Here is a 17981-nt window from a genome sequence, read left to right on the forward strand (position 1 = left end):
GGGGAGCGTTTTTCTGAAGCTTTATGTTTTGGTGATATCCCCATGGAGCAATCATACGGTGTGAATTCCTAAAATGGGTGGCGTTTGGTAATGAAAAGAGCAAGATTGATTTATAATCCCACCTCAGGCCGGGAGGAAATGAGGCGGCGTCTGCCGGACGTGCTGCAGCGGCTTGATCTGGGCGGCATCGAGGCCTCTTGCCATGCAACGACGGGCGAAGGCGACGCGACGGCGGCGGCTGTGGACGCCGTGGAACGCGGATACGATATGATTATCGCCGCGGGCGGCGACGGCACGCTCAATGAGGTAATCAACGGAATGGCCGGCAAGGAGAACGTGCCTCCGCTCGGCATTTTTCCGGTGGGAACGACCAATGATTTTGCGCGCGGGCTGGGCATCCCGAGAAGCTGGGAGGACTACTGCGATCTGGTGATCCGGCAGCAGACCCGTCCGATCGACGTCGGGAAAGCCAATGACCGATATTTTATCAACATTGCGGGCGGAGGGACGTTGACGGAACTGACCTATGACGTGCCAAGCCGCCTGAAGACGATGATCGGGCAGCTCGCTTATTACATTAAAGGGGTCGAAAAAATGGTCAGCCTGTCGCCGCAGGAGCTGATCATCGAAGCCGAAGGGCAAGAGACGATCCACGACGAATTCATGATTTTTCTGATCACCAACACGAACTCGGTCGGCGGCTTCGAAAAGCTCGCTCCCGGTGCGCGGATCGACGACGGCCTGCTCGACGTGATCGCCCTCAAAAAATGCAACCTGGCCGAATTCGTCCGGGTCGTTACGCTGGCGCTGCGCGGCGAGCATTTCAACGACAAGAAGGTCGTATATTTCCGCACCCGTTCGATGGAAGTCACTTCCCCGGGCAAGGTGCTGCTCAACCTCGACGGCGAGCTGGGCGGAACGCTTCCGGGCCGGTTTTCGGTGCTGCATCAGCATTTGAGGATTTTTGCGTAGGGGCGGGGGAGAGCCTGGGTCGATCTTGGCTCGGTGATTCCAGGAAGGTTAGGCTAAGGCAGACGGATCGAAGAAGGTAAGGGCCTATGGGTGTGCTTCAAGCAAGTTTACTCTTAGCAAGATTAGACGGTTTGCAAGACGGCCCAAGCGGCCGTAAACCGATACATACCGGCAGTTCACGCAGGTTAAGATGTCCAGTCGCTGCTCATCGCACCGGGAAGGGGAGCGGGACATCTTGATCTTTTTTTGCGTTGGGGAGATGTTTGGTATAATAGAGTGGATGTGAAGCAGGGAGGATGAACCGTGGTGTCTGCTCCCTGTTCTACAAGGGCTTTGATGCTCGGTTCGTGACGGAGAAAGTGAAGCAGGGAGTTGAACCGTAGTGTTTGTCTGCAATCGAGCCTGGTTAGTTAGCGGTGGATTGTGACACCGGAGGGCTAACTGAGGTTCATCATACTGTCCTGCGTGCTTCAACCATCTCTGTTCCGACCCTTTTAAATAAAGATATACCGTTAATAAGTGAATAAACGCGAAAAAATGGACCCTACAAGGGGCTCAATTTTACGATGAATATATAAAGAAAGAAGTGACGTAAGCAGCATGAACAAGCGACACAGCCGCCGGAACGCCGGCCGCCGCAGCACGCCTGCGCCCATCGCCGGACTGCCGGTGGAGAAAAACGACGAGGTCGTCATCGACATCATCGGGATGAACCATGACGGCGAAGGCGTGGGACGGGCAGAAGGATATACGTTATTCGTTGCGGGTGCCTTGCCCGGCGAAAAAGTGCGGGTGAAGGTGCTGAAGACCAAAAAGCAGTACGGCTACGCTAAGCTGCTCGAACTGGTCGAAGCCAGCCCGGACCGCATCGCCGCGCCTTGCCCGATCTTCGACAAATGCGGCGGCTGCCAGCTGCAGCATATGGACTATGCCGCGCAGCTGGCCTGGAAACGGCAGCTTGTCGTGGACAACCTGACGCGCATCGGGAAGCTGCAGGTGGCAGGGGAGCCGGAGCTGCGGCGTGGGGACTCGGGAGAGCCTACTGAGGCGTCGTCATCTTCGGAAGCAGGATGTTCCCAAGGCATCCAAGTTCATGCCACGCTGGGCATGAGCGATCCCTGGCGCTACCGCAACAAAGCCCAGGTGCCGTTCGGCGTCACTGAAGGCGGCCTGGTGGGCGGCTTCTACGCCCGCGGCAGCCATCGCATCATCGACATGGAAGCCTGCCTCATCCAACACGAAAGCAACGACGAGGTCGTGGCCCGCGTGAAAGCGATCGGGCGCAAGCTCGGCATCCCCGCCTACGACGAAGAGAGCGGCCAAGGCCTGCTTCGTCACGTCGTTGTAAAGGTCGCCTTCCGTACCGGCGAGATGATGATCGTTCTGGTCACGAACGGGGACAAGATCCCGCATGTGGACGAGTGGATCAACGCGATTCGCGAGCAGCTGCCGTCTGTCGTCAGCATCTGCCAGAACGTGAATACGAAGCAAACGAATGTCATTTTCGGAGACGTCACTCGCGTCCTGTGGGGCAGTGAGGTCATCTATGATTACATCGGCGACGTGAAATTCGCTATTTCGGCGCGTTCGTTTTATCAGGTAAACCCGGCCCAGACCGAGGTGCTGTACGGCAAGACGGTGGAGTATGCGCAGCTGGCCGGGAAAGAGACCGTCATTGATGCGTATTGCGGCATCGGGACGATTTCGCTGTTTCTGGCTCAGCATGCGGGCAAGGTGTACGGCGTTGAAATCGTGCCGGAAGCGATAGAGGACGCCCGCCGTAACGCGGAGCTGAACGGAATGAACAACGTTACGTTTGAGGTCGGAGCGTCAGAAGATGTCATTCCTGCCTGGAAGGAGCAGGGCATCGAAGCGGACGTCATCGTCGTCGACCCGCCGCGCAAGGGCTGCGATCCGAAGCTGCTGGAGACGATTCTGGAGATGAAGCCGGATCGGGTGGTTTACGTGAGCTGTAATCCTTCTACGCTGGCGCGGGACTTGAGAGTTTTGGAGGATGGCGGGTACAAGACGGTGGAGGTTACGCCGGTGGATATGTTTCCGCATACGGTGCATGTTGAAGCTGTTTGTTCCTTGATTTATAAGGGTTTCGAGTAGGTGGTTAGGTGATTTGGGGACGAAACGCGGTGAAGGGGCTTTCGCTTCGGAAGCATACGCTTGCTTCTCCCGCATTCTTTCACTCGCTTACCTTTGAATCACTGACAGATCAGGCTGCCGATTTCTTCGGTGGCCTTCTGTGCATGTTAGCTTGATTACAGCTTCTGGGTCGGGTATTAAAAAGGTAGGTAACTACGGAGGTGACAAGCTTCTTTCGCGCTTTTCGCCGATAGACCCGTTAAGCTGAACCGTATCATGTAAAGCTACGGGCGCATCTTGCAGGAGTAAGAGATCGAAGCGGAAATTAAATTAAGCCTCAGAATCGGCAATCGAAGCCGGCTTGCTGGACGTGGAGATGACGTCGGACGTGCACTGGCCTTGACGGTTCGAAATGGCGTTTGTGTCCCGATCTAGCCGACTGAAACGTCATCTTTATACTAACATTCCTGCAACAGGATACAGCACGAAAATGAACTGGCGGTAAGTTTCCACTGGAGCGTGTCTTCAAAACTAAGATAGCCATAACGTAGAGGGAATTAAGGAATCAAGTTTTATCCAATTTGAGGACAAGAACTTGATTCCATTAACATAAAGGACGGTGCTTGTTCAATCATCTACAGACCTTGCCGTAGCTGTAAGGGGGAGGCGGTTACACACCTCAAACGAATTACTATTCCGTAATGTTTCCGCACCAGCGAGTGATGCCTTCATTTATGGTTTGCATTGGATTCGGATCGGATAGAGGAATCGCCCAGGCAATATGTCCATCCGGCCGAATAAGCGCCGTATGGACGTCGTTCCAATCCGCGTCAGCTTCAGCCAAAGAGGCATGTACAACTTGAAGGTTGCTATACGTTTCCCATTGACCGCTATTCTGTTCATTAGAATGGAAATGCAACAGAAGAAAAGTACCTTTGTGCAGGAGCGGATAGGCGTTAATCAATTGTCCGTCTTTCAGCTTTAAGCTGAGATCCTTGAACCGTTTCCCGTTTAAAGGATGGAAAGGCGCTTCGGCGTCGGGTGCATAATGTACATCCATGGCGGAAATCTGTGCAGCGATTTGATAATTAGCCTCCGGTATTTGAATCAGATCAGCCAGCATGCTTCGCAGTTCCATGATGGGAGGAGTCACGTCCAGAAGCAGGGTTTGGACCTCGGTATTCCGGAGCAAGGCCGTATTCCATGGAAAACGTTCGGCATGATAACTGTCCAATAGCCATTCCGGAGCCCAGCCTTTGATTGCTCCTGCTAGCTTCCAGCCTAAGTTCATCGCTTCTTGTAAGCCGACGTTCATTCCCTGTCCACCGGCGGGAAAATGAATGTGCGCCGAATCTCCCGCCAAGAACAATCGACCATTCCGATAGCGTCCCGCTTGCCGCGTAGCATTTCCGAAACGGGACATCCACTTCACATCGTTCAATCCCAAGTCGCTTCCGGTCGTACGGATGAGCGATGAACGAAACTCTTCCAATGTAACGGTCTCATCCTTAGAGATGTTACGTCTCTCCATATCGATCATCAAGACTCGATAGATATGATCATTGATTGGCATGATGCTGACCAATCCTTTTTCTGTAATCCGGGATATGACACTCATAGGAGCCAAATCAGATAGAACAGCATCCCCCAGAATAGCCGTGAAGGTCGCGTCTGTACCTTCAAATGATATATTTGCATGTTTGCGAACCAAACTTCTGGCTCCGTCCGTACCTACCACATAAGCAGATCTTAACGTTGTTTCTCCATGAGGTCCTGCGATCTTAACGTCGACCCCATCCTCATCCTGATGCACAGATAGAGCCTCAACCTCTCTCCAGACCTCTGCGCCAAGGCCAAGAGCCCATTCCTCCAGCACCTTCTCCGTCTCACTCTGCGGTAAAAAGAGAGTGTGATTGGAAGAAGAATCCAAAACCGAGAAATCCAAAGGAGTTTCTAATCCGGCAAAATGCCCTCTTGAAAGTAAGCGGCCTTTACTGATTAATTTTGATTTCACTCCACGCATATCTAATATTTCAAGGGTTCGCGGATGTACGGTAAGCGCACGTGAATATGGAGTTGTCTCTTTTAATCGCTCAATGACGCAGACCTTTACACCGGCTAATGCCAATTCTCCAGCCAGCATCATGCCGACAGGTCCGCCACCGATAAGGATGACTTCATATTTCATATCAATAACCTCTTTTCTTAAACATTATGGGAAGATCACGATAGCGTCTATTTCGATAAGCCATTCAGGATCGGCTAGTGCTTGAACGCCTATATAGGTACTTGCTGTCTTCGGCCAGTTAGGGCCAAATACTTGAAATCCTGCGTCAAAAATAATCGAAATCAATTCCGGGTTGTGGTTTACCACAAAAATATTCATTTTTGCAATGTACAATGGATCCGCTCGCGCGGCTTCCAATGCATACTTAAGATTGGTGAACACTTGAATCGCTTGCGCGTAATAGTCCCCTGAACCGACCAATGCTCCTGTTTCATCTACAGAAACCTGGCCTGAGATGAAGGCCAGTTTGGAGGCAGTAGTTACCACGACATGAGAAATTACAGATGTAACCTTATCCGTCAATGTCTTCGGATTCACGATTTCCATAGGTAGGTATGCACCTCCTTCATTAATTATTGTTTCGTTAGAATCCTTTTTATTGCCTGTTAAAAAGGGAGTGATAAGAATTATATATAATTTTTGTTTCATATGAAACAATATCATTGTACTTGCTAACTCTTTATCCTGTCAACCCCAAGCTTAATATGAGTATGACCGTTTGTTTCTCAGAAAACAATCTATGATATAATAAAACAAATAAGTCGAGGAGCCAGCATAATCATGGATACTGCCAGTAAAAACAAAACCGCCATTCATGAATTTTTCATTCAGTTTCTTGAGCAAAAAGAGCAATATGAAACCCGAATAACTGCCACATACCTGGAGGATATCCGGAAGCATATTGAATCGGATTTCAGCTTGAATATGACGGAACTGCACACCATTGCGTGCATCGGAGAGCAGGAGCCGATCAATGTCACTTCCATCGCGGAAAGGATAAATTTAAGCAAAGGAAATACCTCCAAGATCGCAAATAAATTACTAAAGGCAGGTTGGGTGCGAAAAGCCCAACTCAACGATAACAAAAAGGAAGTGTACTTTCGGCTAACGCCTGTCGGCAAAAAGCTATTTGCTGCTCATGATGAGCTCCATACGAAGGAAAAGCAAAGAATGTACGAATTTTTGGAAAGATACAACGAAAGCGAGCTTGAATTTATCAAACGGCTGTTTGGAGATATGGTTGACTTCTATCGCTAACGATACCTCAACAAACTGTACATATGTTCGGCAGCAATAACAATTGTGGATGCAGTTCAAATGAGAGGCTGCTTTTCAGAAAATTTGCGCTGCATCGGTATCGAAAACTTTGCGAAGCGAGTGAGATGGTTATTTTTCGGTGAGCGGAATTAAACAGGGGGCAGAGGCTAACCAAGCGGTTAGCCTTTTTTGTTAGTGGCTTTAGCCAGTTGAGCTCGCGAAGCGTGCGAAACAAAAAACCACCCGCCCAACGGGTGGTTATGATTTCGAAACGGTTCAGATTCATCAGCTTCTCGTTCTAAAAGGTCTGAAGAATGCGCGAATGTCACCGGCAAAAAGCTCCGGTTCCTCCATAGCGGTAAAATGTCCGCCGCGGGGCATCGAAGTCCAGCGGGTTACATTCAGGTTGCGCATGGCCCATTCCTTGGGCGGCAACAGGATATCCGCCGGGAATAGGGCAAGGCCTGTCGGAACCTCGATGTAGCCGATTGGCGGCAAAGAGTGCGCATTATCATAATACATGTGCGCTGTCGATCCTATAGTGTTCGTCACCCAATACATCATAATATGCGTAAGGAGCTCATCCTCGCTGAATTTTTGCGCAAGGTCGCCGTTACAATCGCTCCATGATCGGAATTTCTCCATCATCCAACCGGCCAAACCTACGGGCGAGTCGGAAAGTCCATATGCGAGGGTTTGGGGGCGCGTCGATTGAATGGACATATAGCCGCCCTCCTGAGCCATCCATGCCGAAGCATTATTCTTGTATTGCCGCTCTTCTTCCGAAAGCTTGGCCTGATCAGATGATGCTATGAGATCTCGGATAATCCCGATATCGGTTAGATGGATTCCGTATAACCGTTCGGGATGGTTTGCCGCCAGGTATCTGGTCACACCGGAGCCTATATCCCCACCGGCGGCAGCGAATTTTCTGTAGCCTAATTCTTCGGTCATGAGTTTAACCCACATTTCGGCGACACGAAAATTGTTGACCCCGGGATGTTTAGGGCGGCTGGAGAATCCAAAGCCAGGCAATGAAGGGACGATTACGTCAAAAGCGTCCTCGGGGTTGCCGCCATGGCTGGCCGGATCCGTAAGCAGCGGGATGATTTTTTGGTAACGAAGGTAACTGTCTGGCCATCCGTGAGTAAGAATCAGGGGCAAAGGGTTAGGTCCTTTACCGCGTTCATGTACGAAGTGCACGTCGATCCCATCGATCTTGCAGCGAAACTGGGAGAAGCGGTTCAACTTGGCTTCTTGTGCACGCCAATCATAATGGTCCCTCCAATACGAAACTAGCGATTTTAAGTAATTTAATTCCGTGCCCCGTTCCCAATCCGCATTTCCCAATTGATCCGGCCAACGGATGTGATGGAGTCTGTATTGCAGATCGTCCAGGATTTCATCAGAGACCTGAATTTGAAAACGTTCAATAGTCAAAATGATTTTCCTCCTCTTCTTAATACATCGTCATTATATCCATCAAGCCGATGTGGTGCACTGGCATAAATGAAATATCTAACTATATTATTTGTAGGTGAATGCCATGTCGCAACTAGACTGGTGCAAAAACCGTATGGTGTACAATCATGATGGAATGCTCCAATCGTTTTCTCAAATCATTCCATAAATCGATTTAGTTTTCAGACACGTCCTAAATGAATCCACCATTAACACGGATGGTTTGTCCCGTAATCCACTGTGATTCTTCGCTCGCAAGAAAGAGGATCACGCCTGCAATGTCCTCGGTCTCTCTGAGACGTCCAAAGGCGTTCAGGATGGGCGCATGAACATCATAGCCTGGAATGATGCCTACTGCGCATTAAATGGGAATCTCACGGTTATGTCGGAAAGGGAGAGGAATTTGGTCTGGATGACGTTTACTTCTCCCCTTTCCGCTATGTCAAGGGAGACCAATGGGAAGTGCATGCTCGGCGAATCAGGTGCATTAGGGTCTTGAGCTGCGGAAAGGCGAGCGGCGGAGCAGGGGGGCAAACCCTCCCGCTTTCAGCCGGCATTTTTCCTTGTTCCGCTGCTGTATTTTGTTTCCATGAGTCACAGTTAAGTTGCTGGATGGCCTTTTTGATAGCGTTCCTACGTACACTGGGATACCCTTAAATTCACTTTAAGCCATTGGCCGGATGCCTGTTCAGATCGTCTTGGGAATGATCTGCTCTTGTTGCGAGTATTAGAAAAATGCCAATAACTGACATAACAATGACAATGATAAAGGAGATTGTAAAGTTAGTATTGAAGGATAAAAATCGACTTAGAATAGAAGGACCAAATGCACCTCCTAAAATACTTAAAAGCGTGAAGAGCCCCATCCCGATACCAATCTCCGTTTTTTTCAAGGTCGATGGCACAACGTTGGCAGCGGATGATACTAATGTGGTATAGCCGAGCGCAAAGATGAACATGACTATCCCAATGCCGATGGGCATGTCTTGCAAAACCGCCATAAGCAGTGCTCCCAGAATCATAAAACCATGACCAGCTAGGATCATGATCCTGCCATTGTACTTGCGAGAAAGTGCTCCCATGTAAGGGCCGAACAACGAACCAATCAGTGCGCCTGGGAACATGACGATGCCGATCAAGCTTGCTTGCAAGTTACCGCCCTGTTTTAGAACCAAGGGCAATAAAAATAAAGCGGCCGGATATGCAGATGTGCCTGCAAATACAGAGAGCAAGGAATTTCTGTAGCCTTTGTTAGCGAGTAAAGAGATGGTGATAAAAGGTGCGTTCTTCCCGCGTATGTGGAATGAAAACGCAATAAGCATCAGGACAGCAATTATTAAAAGATAAGGATTTAGGCTGATACCTAGTACCAGAATGCCAACTGCCAAGGAGAATAAAATAGCTCCTAAGACATCGAATTTCTCCCCTTGTGCAACATTAGTAGGGAAGTGTTTCACAACAAATGGGATAATAAATACGATCAAGAGAGAAACAACAAAAAGACCGTGCCAACCAAACAGTTGAATAATAAATCCACTGAGGACCGGGGCTACTCCGCCCATCAACGCGAAAGTAGTAGACACAAGGCTTAATGCTTTGCCTCTGTTCTCGGGTTTGAAATATTTAGGTGGAACTACATACGCTAGGGAGGGAATAGCCGCAGCACCAGCTGCTTGAATAATTCTTGCGGTTACAACGGCCGGAAAAGAGCTCGAAAAAAGCCCCATTAGCGAACCAAGAGTGAATAGGGCTATCCCTATTAGTATTAATGACCGAGCAGAGAAACGGTCGGTAAGCTTTCCATACGTACCCGAACCTGCTGCTAATACAACTGCATACAGCGTCGTTATCAGACTGCTTTCGGAAGTGGACAGATGCAAGTCTTTAATAATAAATGGAACAGCAATGTTGAACATATAGACATTCATCGTTGCCAATGATGAGGCAATTAATAATAGGGCTAGTAATGCTTTTTCGTTTATAGGTTTTGCGATAGAATCCATCCTCAATCTCCTTCGGCCATAGTTCTGTTGAATTTGCACTAAATTTAGATTAACATTAAACGGAGAGCTCTCCTCTTTATATTAAGCGGAGAGGTCTCCGCATGTCAATATGAACCAAGTTTAGCATGAGGGGTGTTAATATGTCGGAGGAAATCAAGGCAATTCAGTCGCGAATTGAACGACGTGATGCCGCCGAGAATCGTCAACGAATATTGGTCGCAGCCCATAAACTTTTTGAGCAGAACGGCGTGGACCAGGTAAGCATGAATCAGATAGCGGCGGAAGCCCAGATAGGTCCGGGCACCCTATATCGTCGTTATGCCAATAAAGCTGAATTGTGTTTGGATTTAATAAAAGACAGTGTCGTTCGGTTCTTCGAAGATATAGAGCAATATCTATTGCAGAATCAGCAAGAGCCGCCGGACCAACGGTTAAAGGGAATTCTCAAAATTTTCATGCCTTTCATCGAGAAGAAGGCACAACTACTAACAGGAGGCAAGGGGTCCGCGTCAGCTCAGCGACTTCCGTATCAATCACAGAATCCGCTCTATAACAAAATGCATCAAATCGCAGTCGAGTTATTCGATGAGATGGCAGCAGCGGATCATCCAAGCCCAAATAGTATATTTAAAGCAGATATGCTGCTGATCGCCATAAGTATTGATTCATATTTTTATCAAAGAGATGTTCGCGGCTATTCACCCGATGAAATTTTGGAACACCTTTGCTCAACATTCATTAAAGGGGTTTGATGCAGTTTATAATCTGGATGATCTTCAGCGAAAAAAATACTTTACGCAGCAAATTAGTCGCCACGTCTCTATTCGGAACAAAGGAGTTTGTCTGCAATCTGAGGGCTTTTCCTTAGATTGGAAATGCCCTTTTTACATCCCCATTGATGCGAAATGAAAGTCTGTTACATTAAATTCTCTTGTAGTAATGCTTTTAATCCTGCCGTATTCATTACGTTCCATGGTGTATTTAATTCTGGCTGAAAGAAGAAATCGGCATAGGCTAATTGTTCTAATGTGCATCCGGTTTGAAACGCAAGGGAGACCGTATTGATATTAGCAGTCAAATCAACTTTAGACATGATTTGTCCTCCTAAAATCTCTAAAGTTGTTGGATCGTAAACCAGCTTGAACATAACGGTCGTCTCCGGAGAAAAGAGGGGCGTCTCTTGTTCCAAGTAAACGGATTTTATTTCAATGCCTAGCTTTTTTGACGTTTTATCATTCAAACCAGCTGTAGCGAAATAATAATCGAAGATATGCGCACCTGAAGAGCCTAAATATGAGATGATTAATCATGGAAGTAGTCAAATCGGAGGGGATGACGCAAGAGTATGATCGAACAAATTGAGTTGCTTGTCAAAACAGGCTTTCATAGCTTAGAGGAAATCTTCGAAATAGTAACGGAACAATATGACATTTCAATCGAAGAGGAGCAGCTTCAGACAGAAATAAACAGCTTGTTCAATCGTCATGTGGAAGCTTCTGAACAATGGGCTCGTCCAACGCATTTTGAAAATCTAGTAATGGTCTTTGACATGCTTTGCGATGGAGGTATCATTGCGCTGCATAATGCCGGCATTACGATGAACGATGGCATTGACGATGCTAATGAATGTTATGAAGAACTGATCAAACGAGGAAAATTGCCTGCGGGCTACTGTTTTTATCACGAGCAGGATATTGAGAGGGCTATCGATAGCAATGTACTGCTTATTGCCTTCGGCACGTTCAGAGAAAATCCGGAGCATGCTGCCAAAGTGGCGAATGTCATCGTTTCGTTTCTTGAAAGTTTCGGTTTTAACGTTCATTGGGATGGAGATATCAATAGCCGTATTGAATTGCTGAATTTTGAATGGAGAAAGACGTATAGCGAGCATGATTCTTATGGGTTGGAACGCGCTGTTGAAATCATTGCAGAATCCAGCTACGACCTTGCCTTCAATGCCCGGCGTCCTCTGGATGTTGACGGCGGAAAAGCGGGATCGAACTTACCTGCCTGCACCAAGCACACTTTCTCTGAAATCAAGCACCTGCTCCCTGCAGATTGCTGGGCTTACTCTCGCAACGAAAAGAATGATGGCGAATTTGACAATGAAACGGTCCTTGTATATGACGGAGACTTGGCCGTCGACCATATTCATCTTGATGATCCATTGGGAATCGTTGCGGAAAGCGGGTTCAAACGCTGCTCGCAGAAGGATGCTATTGGTTTGAAGATCACGAGGAATATGACGAGGGTCAAATACCTCTCTATAGGGAAGGAATATTCGAAAGACTGAAGGCAAATCAGCCCCTTCTCAAGAAAGGATGGGCGGAAGAATCGCCGCGGATTTTTGAGAATGAAGAACCCAGCGTGAACAATATGCAGCGAATCCTAGCATCTCCTTTATTCGGGGAGGATAACACTTACAGATTTTTTATAGACGATGTCAGCATCAAGGTGAGCCGGCCTTCCCTTAATGAAGATGGCAAGGAAGTCGGCGGTTATATTTATATGCTGCAGGATGATACCTACGCTGTATTCCTTTACTTAAACGAGGTTAAAAAGCCTCTTCGCACCAGGAAGATTTCTCTTGAAATGCTCTATCAAAACCATGCCGAAGACGATTGGCATCCGCTGAAAGACCATTCTCCTGAACCGTACGTGCAGCTTCTGAATCAATATTGGCCCCGGATGCTGAAGGAAATCACCTACAGGGAAAGCCTTGATGTGGAAACGATTTCCTTTTGGCAGAAGCAGCTCCATGAAACGATAACGGTGGAAAAGATCGAGAGAATACTTGCTTTGCCGATCGTAACGGAAAAGTTCAATGACTACTATGATGAAGATAAAAGCGGCTATTGGAGCGGCAGTCTTCATTACTGTTTCCGATTGCCCAAAGGAAAAGATAACCCCCGCATCGGTGTAGGGAAAGAAAGACGTGATTTGTCGTTATTCCCTACGATTGATGGCGATTTTGATGTCCTCTTATATCACTTTGATATCGAAACAAGCGATGACGGCATAAAGAAAGTTGTATTAAAGTTTCAGCCGCATAACGAGGGAAATACCCGGCCAGTTGAAGCCGCAGAAATCCATCACATTCGAACGGCCCTTCGGTTCTGGAGCAGACTGGAGAAGACGATTTTCCAGCATAATGATGATTTTCTGGAAGAACAGTCATAGGCAAGCCACTTGCGTGGGGAGAACAGGCATCAACGGATTGTAATGCGGGACTGATATCCTTGGCATTTCCACGTTTGGCAGTACGGAGTAAAAATTAAATATAATATTAATGGAACCGTTGTGGGAAATGTACAGTAACGGTACGGCCTAAGGTTTTCCCCGCTCAATCAAGTCTGTATTCGACCTCTACCGGGAGTTGTTTCAATGGAGTAACGAGCATGAGGAGGACTTGGTGACCGGCAGAATTAGCGCTTATTTTGGAAACGATCATCCGCTAATGGAAAAGTACATGCATTTAAGAACGAGAATGGGAATAGGCATAAACCGAGAATTGGATTGCAGGTCCGGGCAAGCGGCGGCAAAATCATATCTGAGGTGATAAGCTATAAATTTGCATAAATTTAGTCACGCGAAAGAGTTAATGCGCGTTGCGGATACGATGTCCATAAAAGCAGCCTTACTCCCGAAGGAGCAAGGCTGCAAATATATCCTTGAGATACTCGAAAAATATAAGCCTTGGAAGACGGAGGGGCACCTTTCTATTGGTGAAGGTGCAAATAGATTATCCACAGACGATTATGAATACTCCTTCTCCCTTTCCATGGAAAGCGTCCCTGCTTTCATATTTTTCGAGCAAAACTATATAAATGAGTGCGATGTTGTGGTTGTTAACGATGCAAAAAATATTTCCCCGTTAATGGAAAATAGCCATGGCATGGAGTATTTCATCTCCGATGAAAGTCTTTCGTTTCTGATTTCCGTTAATTGGTATTCAATAGAATATGTTGGAGATATTGATTTATTAATATGAGTGATGCATACGGTTCCTAATAAAATGGTAAATTCGCAGGATTCCGGTAGAACGCGATCCAGGGCAGAATGATGGAGGGCCATAGGTGATTGATTTTAATGCGGAAATCATATCGGGGTATTCGATGGGTAATGTTGTTTTGGGGAGAAATATATCTGAGTATATCGATGAACTATATTCGCGGCACAGGGCTCAGCTTAAAGAATATTCCGTTCCGGATGACGAGGTAAGATCTGCATATACATTGGATGGCACTATGACAATTGTTGTAGATTCTAATGGCCTGATCGCCTCTATTGGTTGCAATCAAAATTATACGGGGCGCTATAGGGAGCGCTTGTATGCCGGGCAATCCATGAGGGATATAATCGGGCTGACATCAAGGCAGCGTATTTTTAATGGATCACTGATCATTGACGATGACTTTGGATTTTCTTTTGTAATTCCTTCGCCTTATGATGAAATTGCTGATGCAATGGAGCACATGCCGCTCGATTTGATATTTAACGAAATCTATGTGGCTGACTTCTCTTCTTGGAATCCCCGAAATAGCGGAGCAAGATTTTTGCACGAAAGGAAGACGAAGAAGCGAATATGAATTCTCAAGTGCTTTCTAGCCAAACAATTGAGCTTGAGAGGGATCTGTGTCGTGTATTTGGTGATGCAGGTGTGTTGGCTAAGGATTAGAGAATCAAGAAAGAAAAGGTATTCTATCAATGTCAGGAATATCCGGTACGCTTGACAAGCTAACATAACCAAAGGAGCTAATCTTATTGAATAGGAAAATCGGATTATGTCTGTGATCCATGCCTACCTTGCGAAGTCGTCAAGTCCTTACTCTTATGAGCGCCTTGCCTCGGAGTTAAGCGCCTACTTTGATTTTGAAACAAAGAATGGACTGGAAATTGCAGCATCAGCCAATCCGTTTACGAAAGAGAAATACGTGATTCTTCGTTGGCCGGGTTGGAGTTTTACGGCGCATTTAGCCGTATTGTAGCCGAAGATGCAAATTACATGGCAAGCGTCGTCAAGGATTGTCCGCCTGAAATCAAAGACTGTGTCGCACGCATTCGCTTCGTATTCGCGCCTGATGAAGGGCGGGATTTCACGAACCATATCATTTGGGCGATAAACTATTTATTGGAAATACCGGGCGCGATTATTTTTGGCGAAAGCGAGCAAACGATTATTCGTTAAAATTCACGAATAGGACAGGAGAGATGATGTGAAGCTTTCAGATTCCACTCATTCCGAAATTACGGCTCTATGTCAACAAGGTGATGATTTGGTGAAGGCAGGCGATCTTGAGGCGGGCAAAAATAAGTACGTCGAGGCACTCCGCTTATTGCCGGAAAATCACCAAGAATGGGAAGCTGCCACGTGGATCTATGTGGCTATAGGGGATGTCCATTTTCGAATGAAGCATTACGATAAGGCATTCAAGTGCTTTTTTAATGCTGTACAGTGTCCGAAGGGGTTGGGAAATCCCTACATTCATCTTCGGCTGGGGCAGTTGTATTACGAACAGGAAAACTTTGAAAAGGCAGCTGACGAGCTAACCCGGGCTTACATGGGTGCCGGTATGGCGATCTTTATGGAAGATGACCCAAAGTACCTTGAGTTTTTGGAGACAAAAATAGAGCTTTGAAGTTCCGGGAGAGCGGTAGGTCGCTGACTTTTTCAAAAGACTCTCCATTTTCATTTCACTGGAACTGCCACATGAAAGAACTTTATTTTTTTACATCAGCTTTGACGAGGGAAAATAAAGTTCTTTCAAATGATTAAAATTCTCATCATCAAAGCAGACAAAAATAAATCTCTCCAGTCGTCATCTGCTTGGACGCTGCTGTGCTACTCCTCCAACGGCATATTTTTTACTACGAAGACAGCTCCTCATCGGCCGCAATAACCCCATAGCGTTCTAAAGCCTTCGTCGATGATTCGAGCATCCGTCTTTTCAAATAATCGCCCTGGGCCACCCGAACCCGCTTCCCCAGAAAACGGATCTTGGAAAGTAAATACTCCATTTCGTCCCCAAGCAGAGAAACCCTGACTCGATAGGTATCGTTCTCCGCATCGTACTCCACATTTTTCTCGAAGCTGGAGAAGGCATACAGGATACGGGACAATTCAGCGTTATAAATTCGGACAATTTCAATGACAACTTCACTTCTACGCGATTCGAGAGCTTTTTCGATCTTCTCAAGAATACTTTCCGCTGCCGACGGATCGATAGGTTCTGGCGTGACAGAATGGATCTTCTTCAGCCTAGTGCTCATGAAGGCATGATGACGGATGTGATACCAGAGCAAATACCACTCTCTTTTGACCATCGAGTATTCCAGCTTGTAGGGAAAGCCCGAATGATCTGTGTTCACACGGCCACCCTTTATCTCATAGGTAATACATATGCCTGTCTTATTCATGATGTAACGGCGCAAAGGCCGCAGAAGCGGGTGATAGACCTGCTTTTCCATTGTACGGGCTTTTTCAATCAAGTGGTGGGATATATCCATCACCTGATCAGATTCGAGAGCTGAACGCAGCAGGTCCAAAGTGTCCGCAGTGAAAGCATCTGCCGCCGCGGGATGCTCCAGCATGGTCTTCAGCCACGCCCGTTCGTGCGAGGTGACCATGAAGGTACCGGAATCCTCTAACCGGGAGATGATCTGGTGATTGAATACTTTCTCAAACAGATTCATAGTAAGACTGGATCTCCTTCCATTCGGCAATCATTTCCCGGCGAAACGAAGCGGGCTCCAGAATCTCGCAGCTGGAACCGAAACTCCGCAGCCACGGCTTGATTTCGGTAGTTCCGTTTACGATTATCTCATAAATAAAAGAATGTTCGTCTTCAAACACAATCTGTCCCCATTGTCCCTGCAGCATAACCCGCTCTTTGACGAAGTTCGGCTCAGAACCTTCCGGATTATAAAATCTGGCGCGTACCGTCACTGGCCGTCCGGTATCGATCAGCCAACTGTAGCGTATTTTCGCAGTAAGCTCGCTTTTCTTTTCCTCATACCAAACCTCGTCAACGGATTCGTCCTCTTCAATTTGCGTGATACCTTCCATGCGGTATTTTCGAATCCCCTCTCGGCCGTGGGAAAGCAGATACCATCTTCCGTACTGATGATCATAGACAATTTTAAGCGGCAGCGTCTTTTCGGCTTTGCCTTCCGTATCCCGTTCAAACAGGGGATTGGTGTTTTTGGAGGCATAGCTTTTTTCCGACTTCGGCGAGAAGTACAGAAAACGGACTTTGCGGCGGTGACGGATGGCATGTAGGAGCGTGAATAGATGTGCCTCATCCAGAATCCGCGAGTAGTAATGATATTTATATAAAAATGGCTCTACGGCATACTGCTCGACTTGATTGCGCAAAAGATGTTTCTTAAGCCCATCACGCAGCAGATAGCCTTGAACGGAAGGAATTTGGGTGTTCGCCATTACATCCACAAAATCGTACAAATCGAGAAGTTCCTCGTCCGATAAGCTGCGAATCAAGTCGTCTTGAATACGATACCGGAAGGGGCGAGGCCCGGTCTCCCTCTTGATGACTCCGACCTCCTCCAGGTACTTGAGATCCGACCGAATCGTTTTTTCGTCAGGCAGAGGAAGATCGGAAGGAAGGCTGCTGCAGCACATATCCAGGAGCTCCATTACAGTCAAAGCCTGCTCATTCATCGCGGCTAATAGCAGCGAGATTCTCTGGCTTTCCGATTCCTTGACGGATTTGGCGCGAAACAGAAACAAGAGCAGCGGGTCGGTGGAGTCATAATAGCTGAAACGAACGGTTTCAGAAAATTCTTTGCCCTGTTCCTGTGATAAGTTATGATGCACGGAGCTGACGACCTCTTTAAGCCGCCTGATCGTTTTATCAAAAGTGTGGACGGAAATGCCCAATCTTTCTGCGAACTGTTGCCTGCTGAACGCCCCGCTTGTCAGCACCAGCATACGCAGGAATTGAATTTCTTTATCAAAGCTTTCCTTGGCCAAAGGTATCCCCCGTTCAAATGAAACATCTTCTTCCATTGTAACAGGGGGGCGATTTGGGTGAAATGGAAAACTTTATGCCCAGTCGTAATACTTTCGCCATGTTCGTTACTCCAAAAATAAGCGAATATAGATACAG

The 17981-nt window shown here is 47.2% G+C and carries 19 protein-coding genes and 1 pseudogene; 12 read left to right on the plus strand and 8 right to left on the minus strand.

The genetic code is table 11. The annotated features are described in order from the left end of the window. The first annotated feature begins 90 nt into the window (after positions 1-90). Both RJP21_RS27475 and rlmD read left to right on the plus strand, forming a co-directional pair. Positions 91-972 carry a diacylglycerol kinase gene (locus RJP21_RS27475; RefSeq protein ID WP_310862109.1) on the plus strand — a complete coding sequence of 294 codons (882 nt, stop codon included), beginning with the start codon at positions 91-93 and terminating at the stop codon, positions 970-972. 600 nt (positions 973-1572) lie between these two features. After that, positions 1573-3087 (plus strand): 23S rRNA (uracil(1939)-C(5))-methyltransferase RlmD, encoded by a 1515-nt coding sequence (rlmD, locus tag RJP21_RS27480; protein ID WP_310862110.1) that lies wholly within the window; start codon positions 1573-1575, stop codon positions 3085-3087. A 670-nt stretch (positions 3088-3757) separates the two neighbouring features. Here the strand turns inward: rlmD and RJP21_RS27485 are convergent. Both RJP21_RS27485 and RJP21_RS27490 read right to left on the minus strand, forming a co-directional pair. Then, positions 3758-5254 carry a monooxygenase gene (locus RJP21_RS27485; RefSeq protein WP_310862111.1) on the minus strand — a complete coding sequence of 499 codons (1497 nt, stop codon included), beginning with the start codon at positions 5252-5254 and terminating at the stop codon, positions 3758-3760. Between the two features lie 24 nt (positions 5255-5278). Beyond that, positions 5279-5680, minus strand: coding sequence for a RidA family protein (locus RJP21_RS27490; protein WP_310862112.1), 402 nt, complete (start codon positions 5678-5680; stop codon positions 5279-5281). Positions 5681-5914: 234 nt separating this feature from the next. On the opposite strand from RJP21_RS27490, the gene RJP21_RS27495 reads away from it, so the two are divergent. Then, entirely contained in the window at positions 5915-6391 is a 477-nt protein-coding gene (locus RJP21_RS27495) for a MarR family transcriptional regulator (protein WP_310862113.1), read from the plus strand. A 285-nt stretch (positions 6392-6676) separates the two neighbouring features. Here the strand turns inward: RJP21_RS27495 and RJP21_RS27500 are convergent, their stop codons facing one another. Then, complete coding sequence (locus RJP21_RS27500) at positions 6677-7831, minus strand: epoxide hydrolase family protein (RefSeq protein WP_160044999.1); 1155 nt, start codon at positions 7829-7831, stop codon at positions 6677-6679. Between the two features lie 214 nt (positions 7832-8045). Next, a pseudogene (locus RJP21_RS27505) lies at positions 8046-8168 on the minus strand (SDR family oxidoreductase); the annotation flags it as partial. Between the two features lie 9 nt (positions 8169-8177). Between RJP21_RS27505 and RJP21_RS31365 the strand changes: the two are divergent. Beyond that, on the plus strand, positions 8178-8351 hold the full coding sequence (locus RJP21_RS31365; protein WP_397386295.1) for an MmyB family transcriptional regulator: 174 nt from the start codon (positions 8178-8180) through the stop codon (positions 8349-8351). A gap of 160 nt (positions 8352-8511) precedes the next feature. On the opposite strand, the gene RJP21_RS27510 is transcribed toward RJP21_RS31365, so the two are convergent. Further along, positions 8512-9855, minus strand: coding sequence for an MFS transporter (locus RJP21_RS27510; protein WP_310862114.1), 1344 nt, complete (start codon positions 9853-9855; stop codon positions 8512-8514). Between the two features lie 140 nt (positions 9856-9995). Between RJP21_RS27510 and RJP21_RS27515 the strand changes: the two genes are divergently transcribed. Beyond that, entirely contained in the window at positions 9996-10607 is a 612-nt protein-coding gene (locus tag RJP21_RS27515) for a TetR/AcrR family transcriptional regulator (protein ID WP_201452251.1), read from the plus strand. A gap of 164 nt (positions 10608-10771) precedes the next feature. Here the strand turns inward: RJP21_RS27515 and RJP21_RS27520 are convergent, their stop codons facing one another. Continuing rightward, complete coding sequence (locus RJP21_RS27520; RefSeq protein WP_310862147.1) at positions 10772-11158, minus strand: NAD(P)/FAD-dependent oxidoreductase; 387 nt, start codon at positions 11156-11158, stop codon at positions 10772-10774. A 42-nt stretch (positions 11159-11200) separates the two neighbouring features. Here RJP21_RS27520 and RJP21_RS27525 point away from each other — a divergent pair, with 42 nt between their 5' ends. The 7 genes from RJP21_RS27525 (at position 11201) to RJP21_RS27555 (ending at position 15494) form a co-directional block, all read left to right on the plus strand. Then, on the plus strand, positions 11201-12148 hold the full coding sequence (locus RJP21_RS27525) for a DUF6891 domain-containing protein (RefSeq protein ID WP_310862115.1): 948 nt from the start codon (positions 11201-11203) through the stop codon (positions 12146-12148). A gap of 74 nt (positions 12149-12222) precedes the next feature. Next, positions 12223-13035 carry a hypothetical protein gene (locus RJP21_RS27530; protein ID WP_310862116.1) on the plus strand — a complete coding sequence of 271 codons (813 nt, stop codon included), beginning with the start codon at positions 12223-12225 and terminating at the stop codon, positions 13033-13035. A 439-nt stretch (positions 13036-13474) separates the two neighbouring features. Continuing rightward, complete coding sequence (locus RJP21_RS27535; protein WP_236575894.1) at positions 13475-13846, plus strand: hypothetical protein; 372 nt, start codon at positions 13475-13477, stop codon at positions 13844-13846. A gap of 85 nt (positions 13847-13931) precedes the next feature. Further along, on the plus strand, positions 13932-14444 hold the full coding sequence (locus RJP21_RS27540) for a hypothetical protein (RefSeq protein ID WP_310862117.1): 513 nt from the start codon (positions 13932-13934) through the stop codon (positions 14442-14444). Between the two features lie 195 nt (positions 14445-14639). Continuing rightward, positions 14640-14843 (plus strand): hypothetical protein, encoded by a 204-nt coding sequence (locus tag RJP21_RS27545; protein ID WP_310862118.1) that lies wholly within the window; start codon positions 14640-14642, stop codon positions 14841-14843. 17 nt (positions 14844-14860) lie between these two features. Beyond that, positions 14861-15043, plus strand: a complete 183-nt coding sequence (locus RJP21_RS27550; protein WP_310862119.1) for a hypothetical protein — start codon at positions 14861-14863, stop codon at positions 15041-15043. Between the two features lie 28 nt (positions 15044-15071). Continuing rightward, positions 15072-15494 (plus strand): tetratricopeptide repeat protein, encoded by a 423-nt coding sequence (locus RJP21_RS27555; RefSeq protein ID WP_310862120.1) that lies wholly within the window; start codon positions 15072-15074, stop codon positions 15492-15494. A 229-nt stretch (positions 15495-15723) separates the two neighbouring features. Here the strand turns inward: RJP21_RS27555 and RJP21_RS27560 are convergent, their stop codons facing one another. Together RJP21_RS27560 and RJP21_RS27565 are read right to left on the minus strand one after the other, a co-directional pair. Continuing rightward, positions 15724-16548 carry a WYL domain-containing protein gene (locus RJP21_RS27560; RefSeq protein ID WP_310862121.1) on the minus strand — a complete coding sequence of 275 codons (825 nt, stop codon included), beginning with the start codon at positions 16546-16548 and terminating at the stop codon, positions 15724-15726. Beyond that, the gene (locus RJP21_RS27565; protein WP_310862122.1) at positions 16535-17845 is read right to left on the minus strand and encodes a helix-turn-helix transcriptional regulator; all 1311 of its coding nucleotides are present in this window, start codon (positions 17843-17845) and stop codon (positions 16535-16537) included. Before RJP21_RS27565 ends, RJP21_RS27560 begins: the two co-directional genes overlap by 14 nt. Positions 17846-17981: the final 136 nt, after the last annotated feature.

Origin of the sequence: Paenibacillus sp. VCA1, assembly GCF_031583795.1 — a bacterium.
GTDB classification, from domain to species: Bacteria; Bacillota; Bacilli; order Paenibacillales; family Paenibacillaceae; genus Paenibacillus_AQ; species Paenibacillus_AQ albilobatus.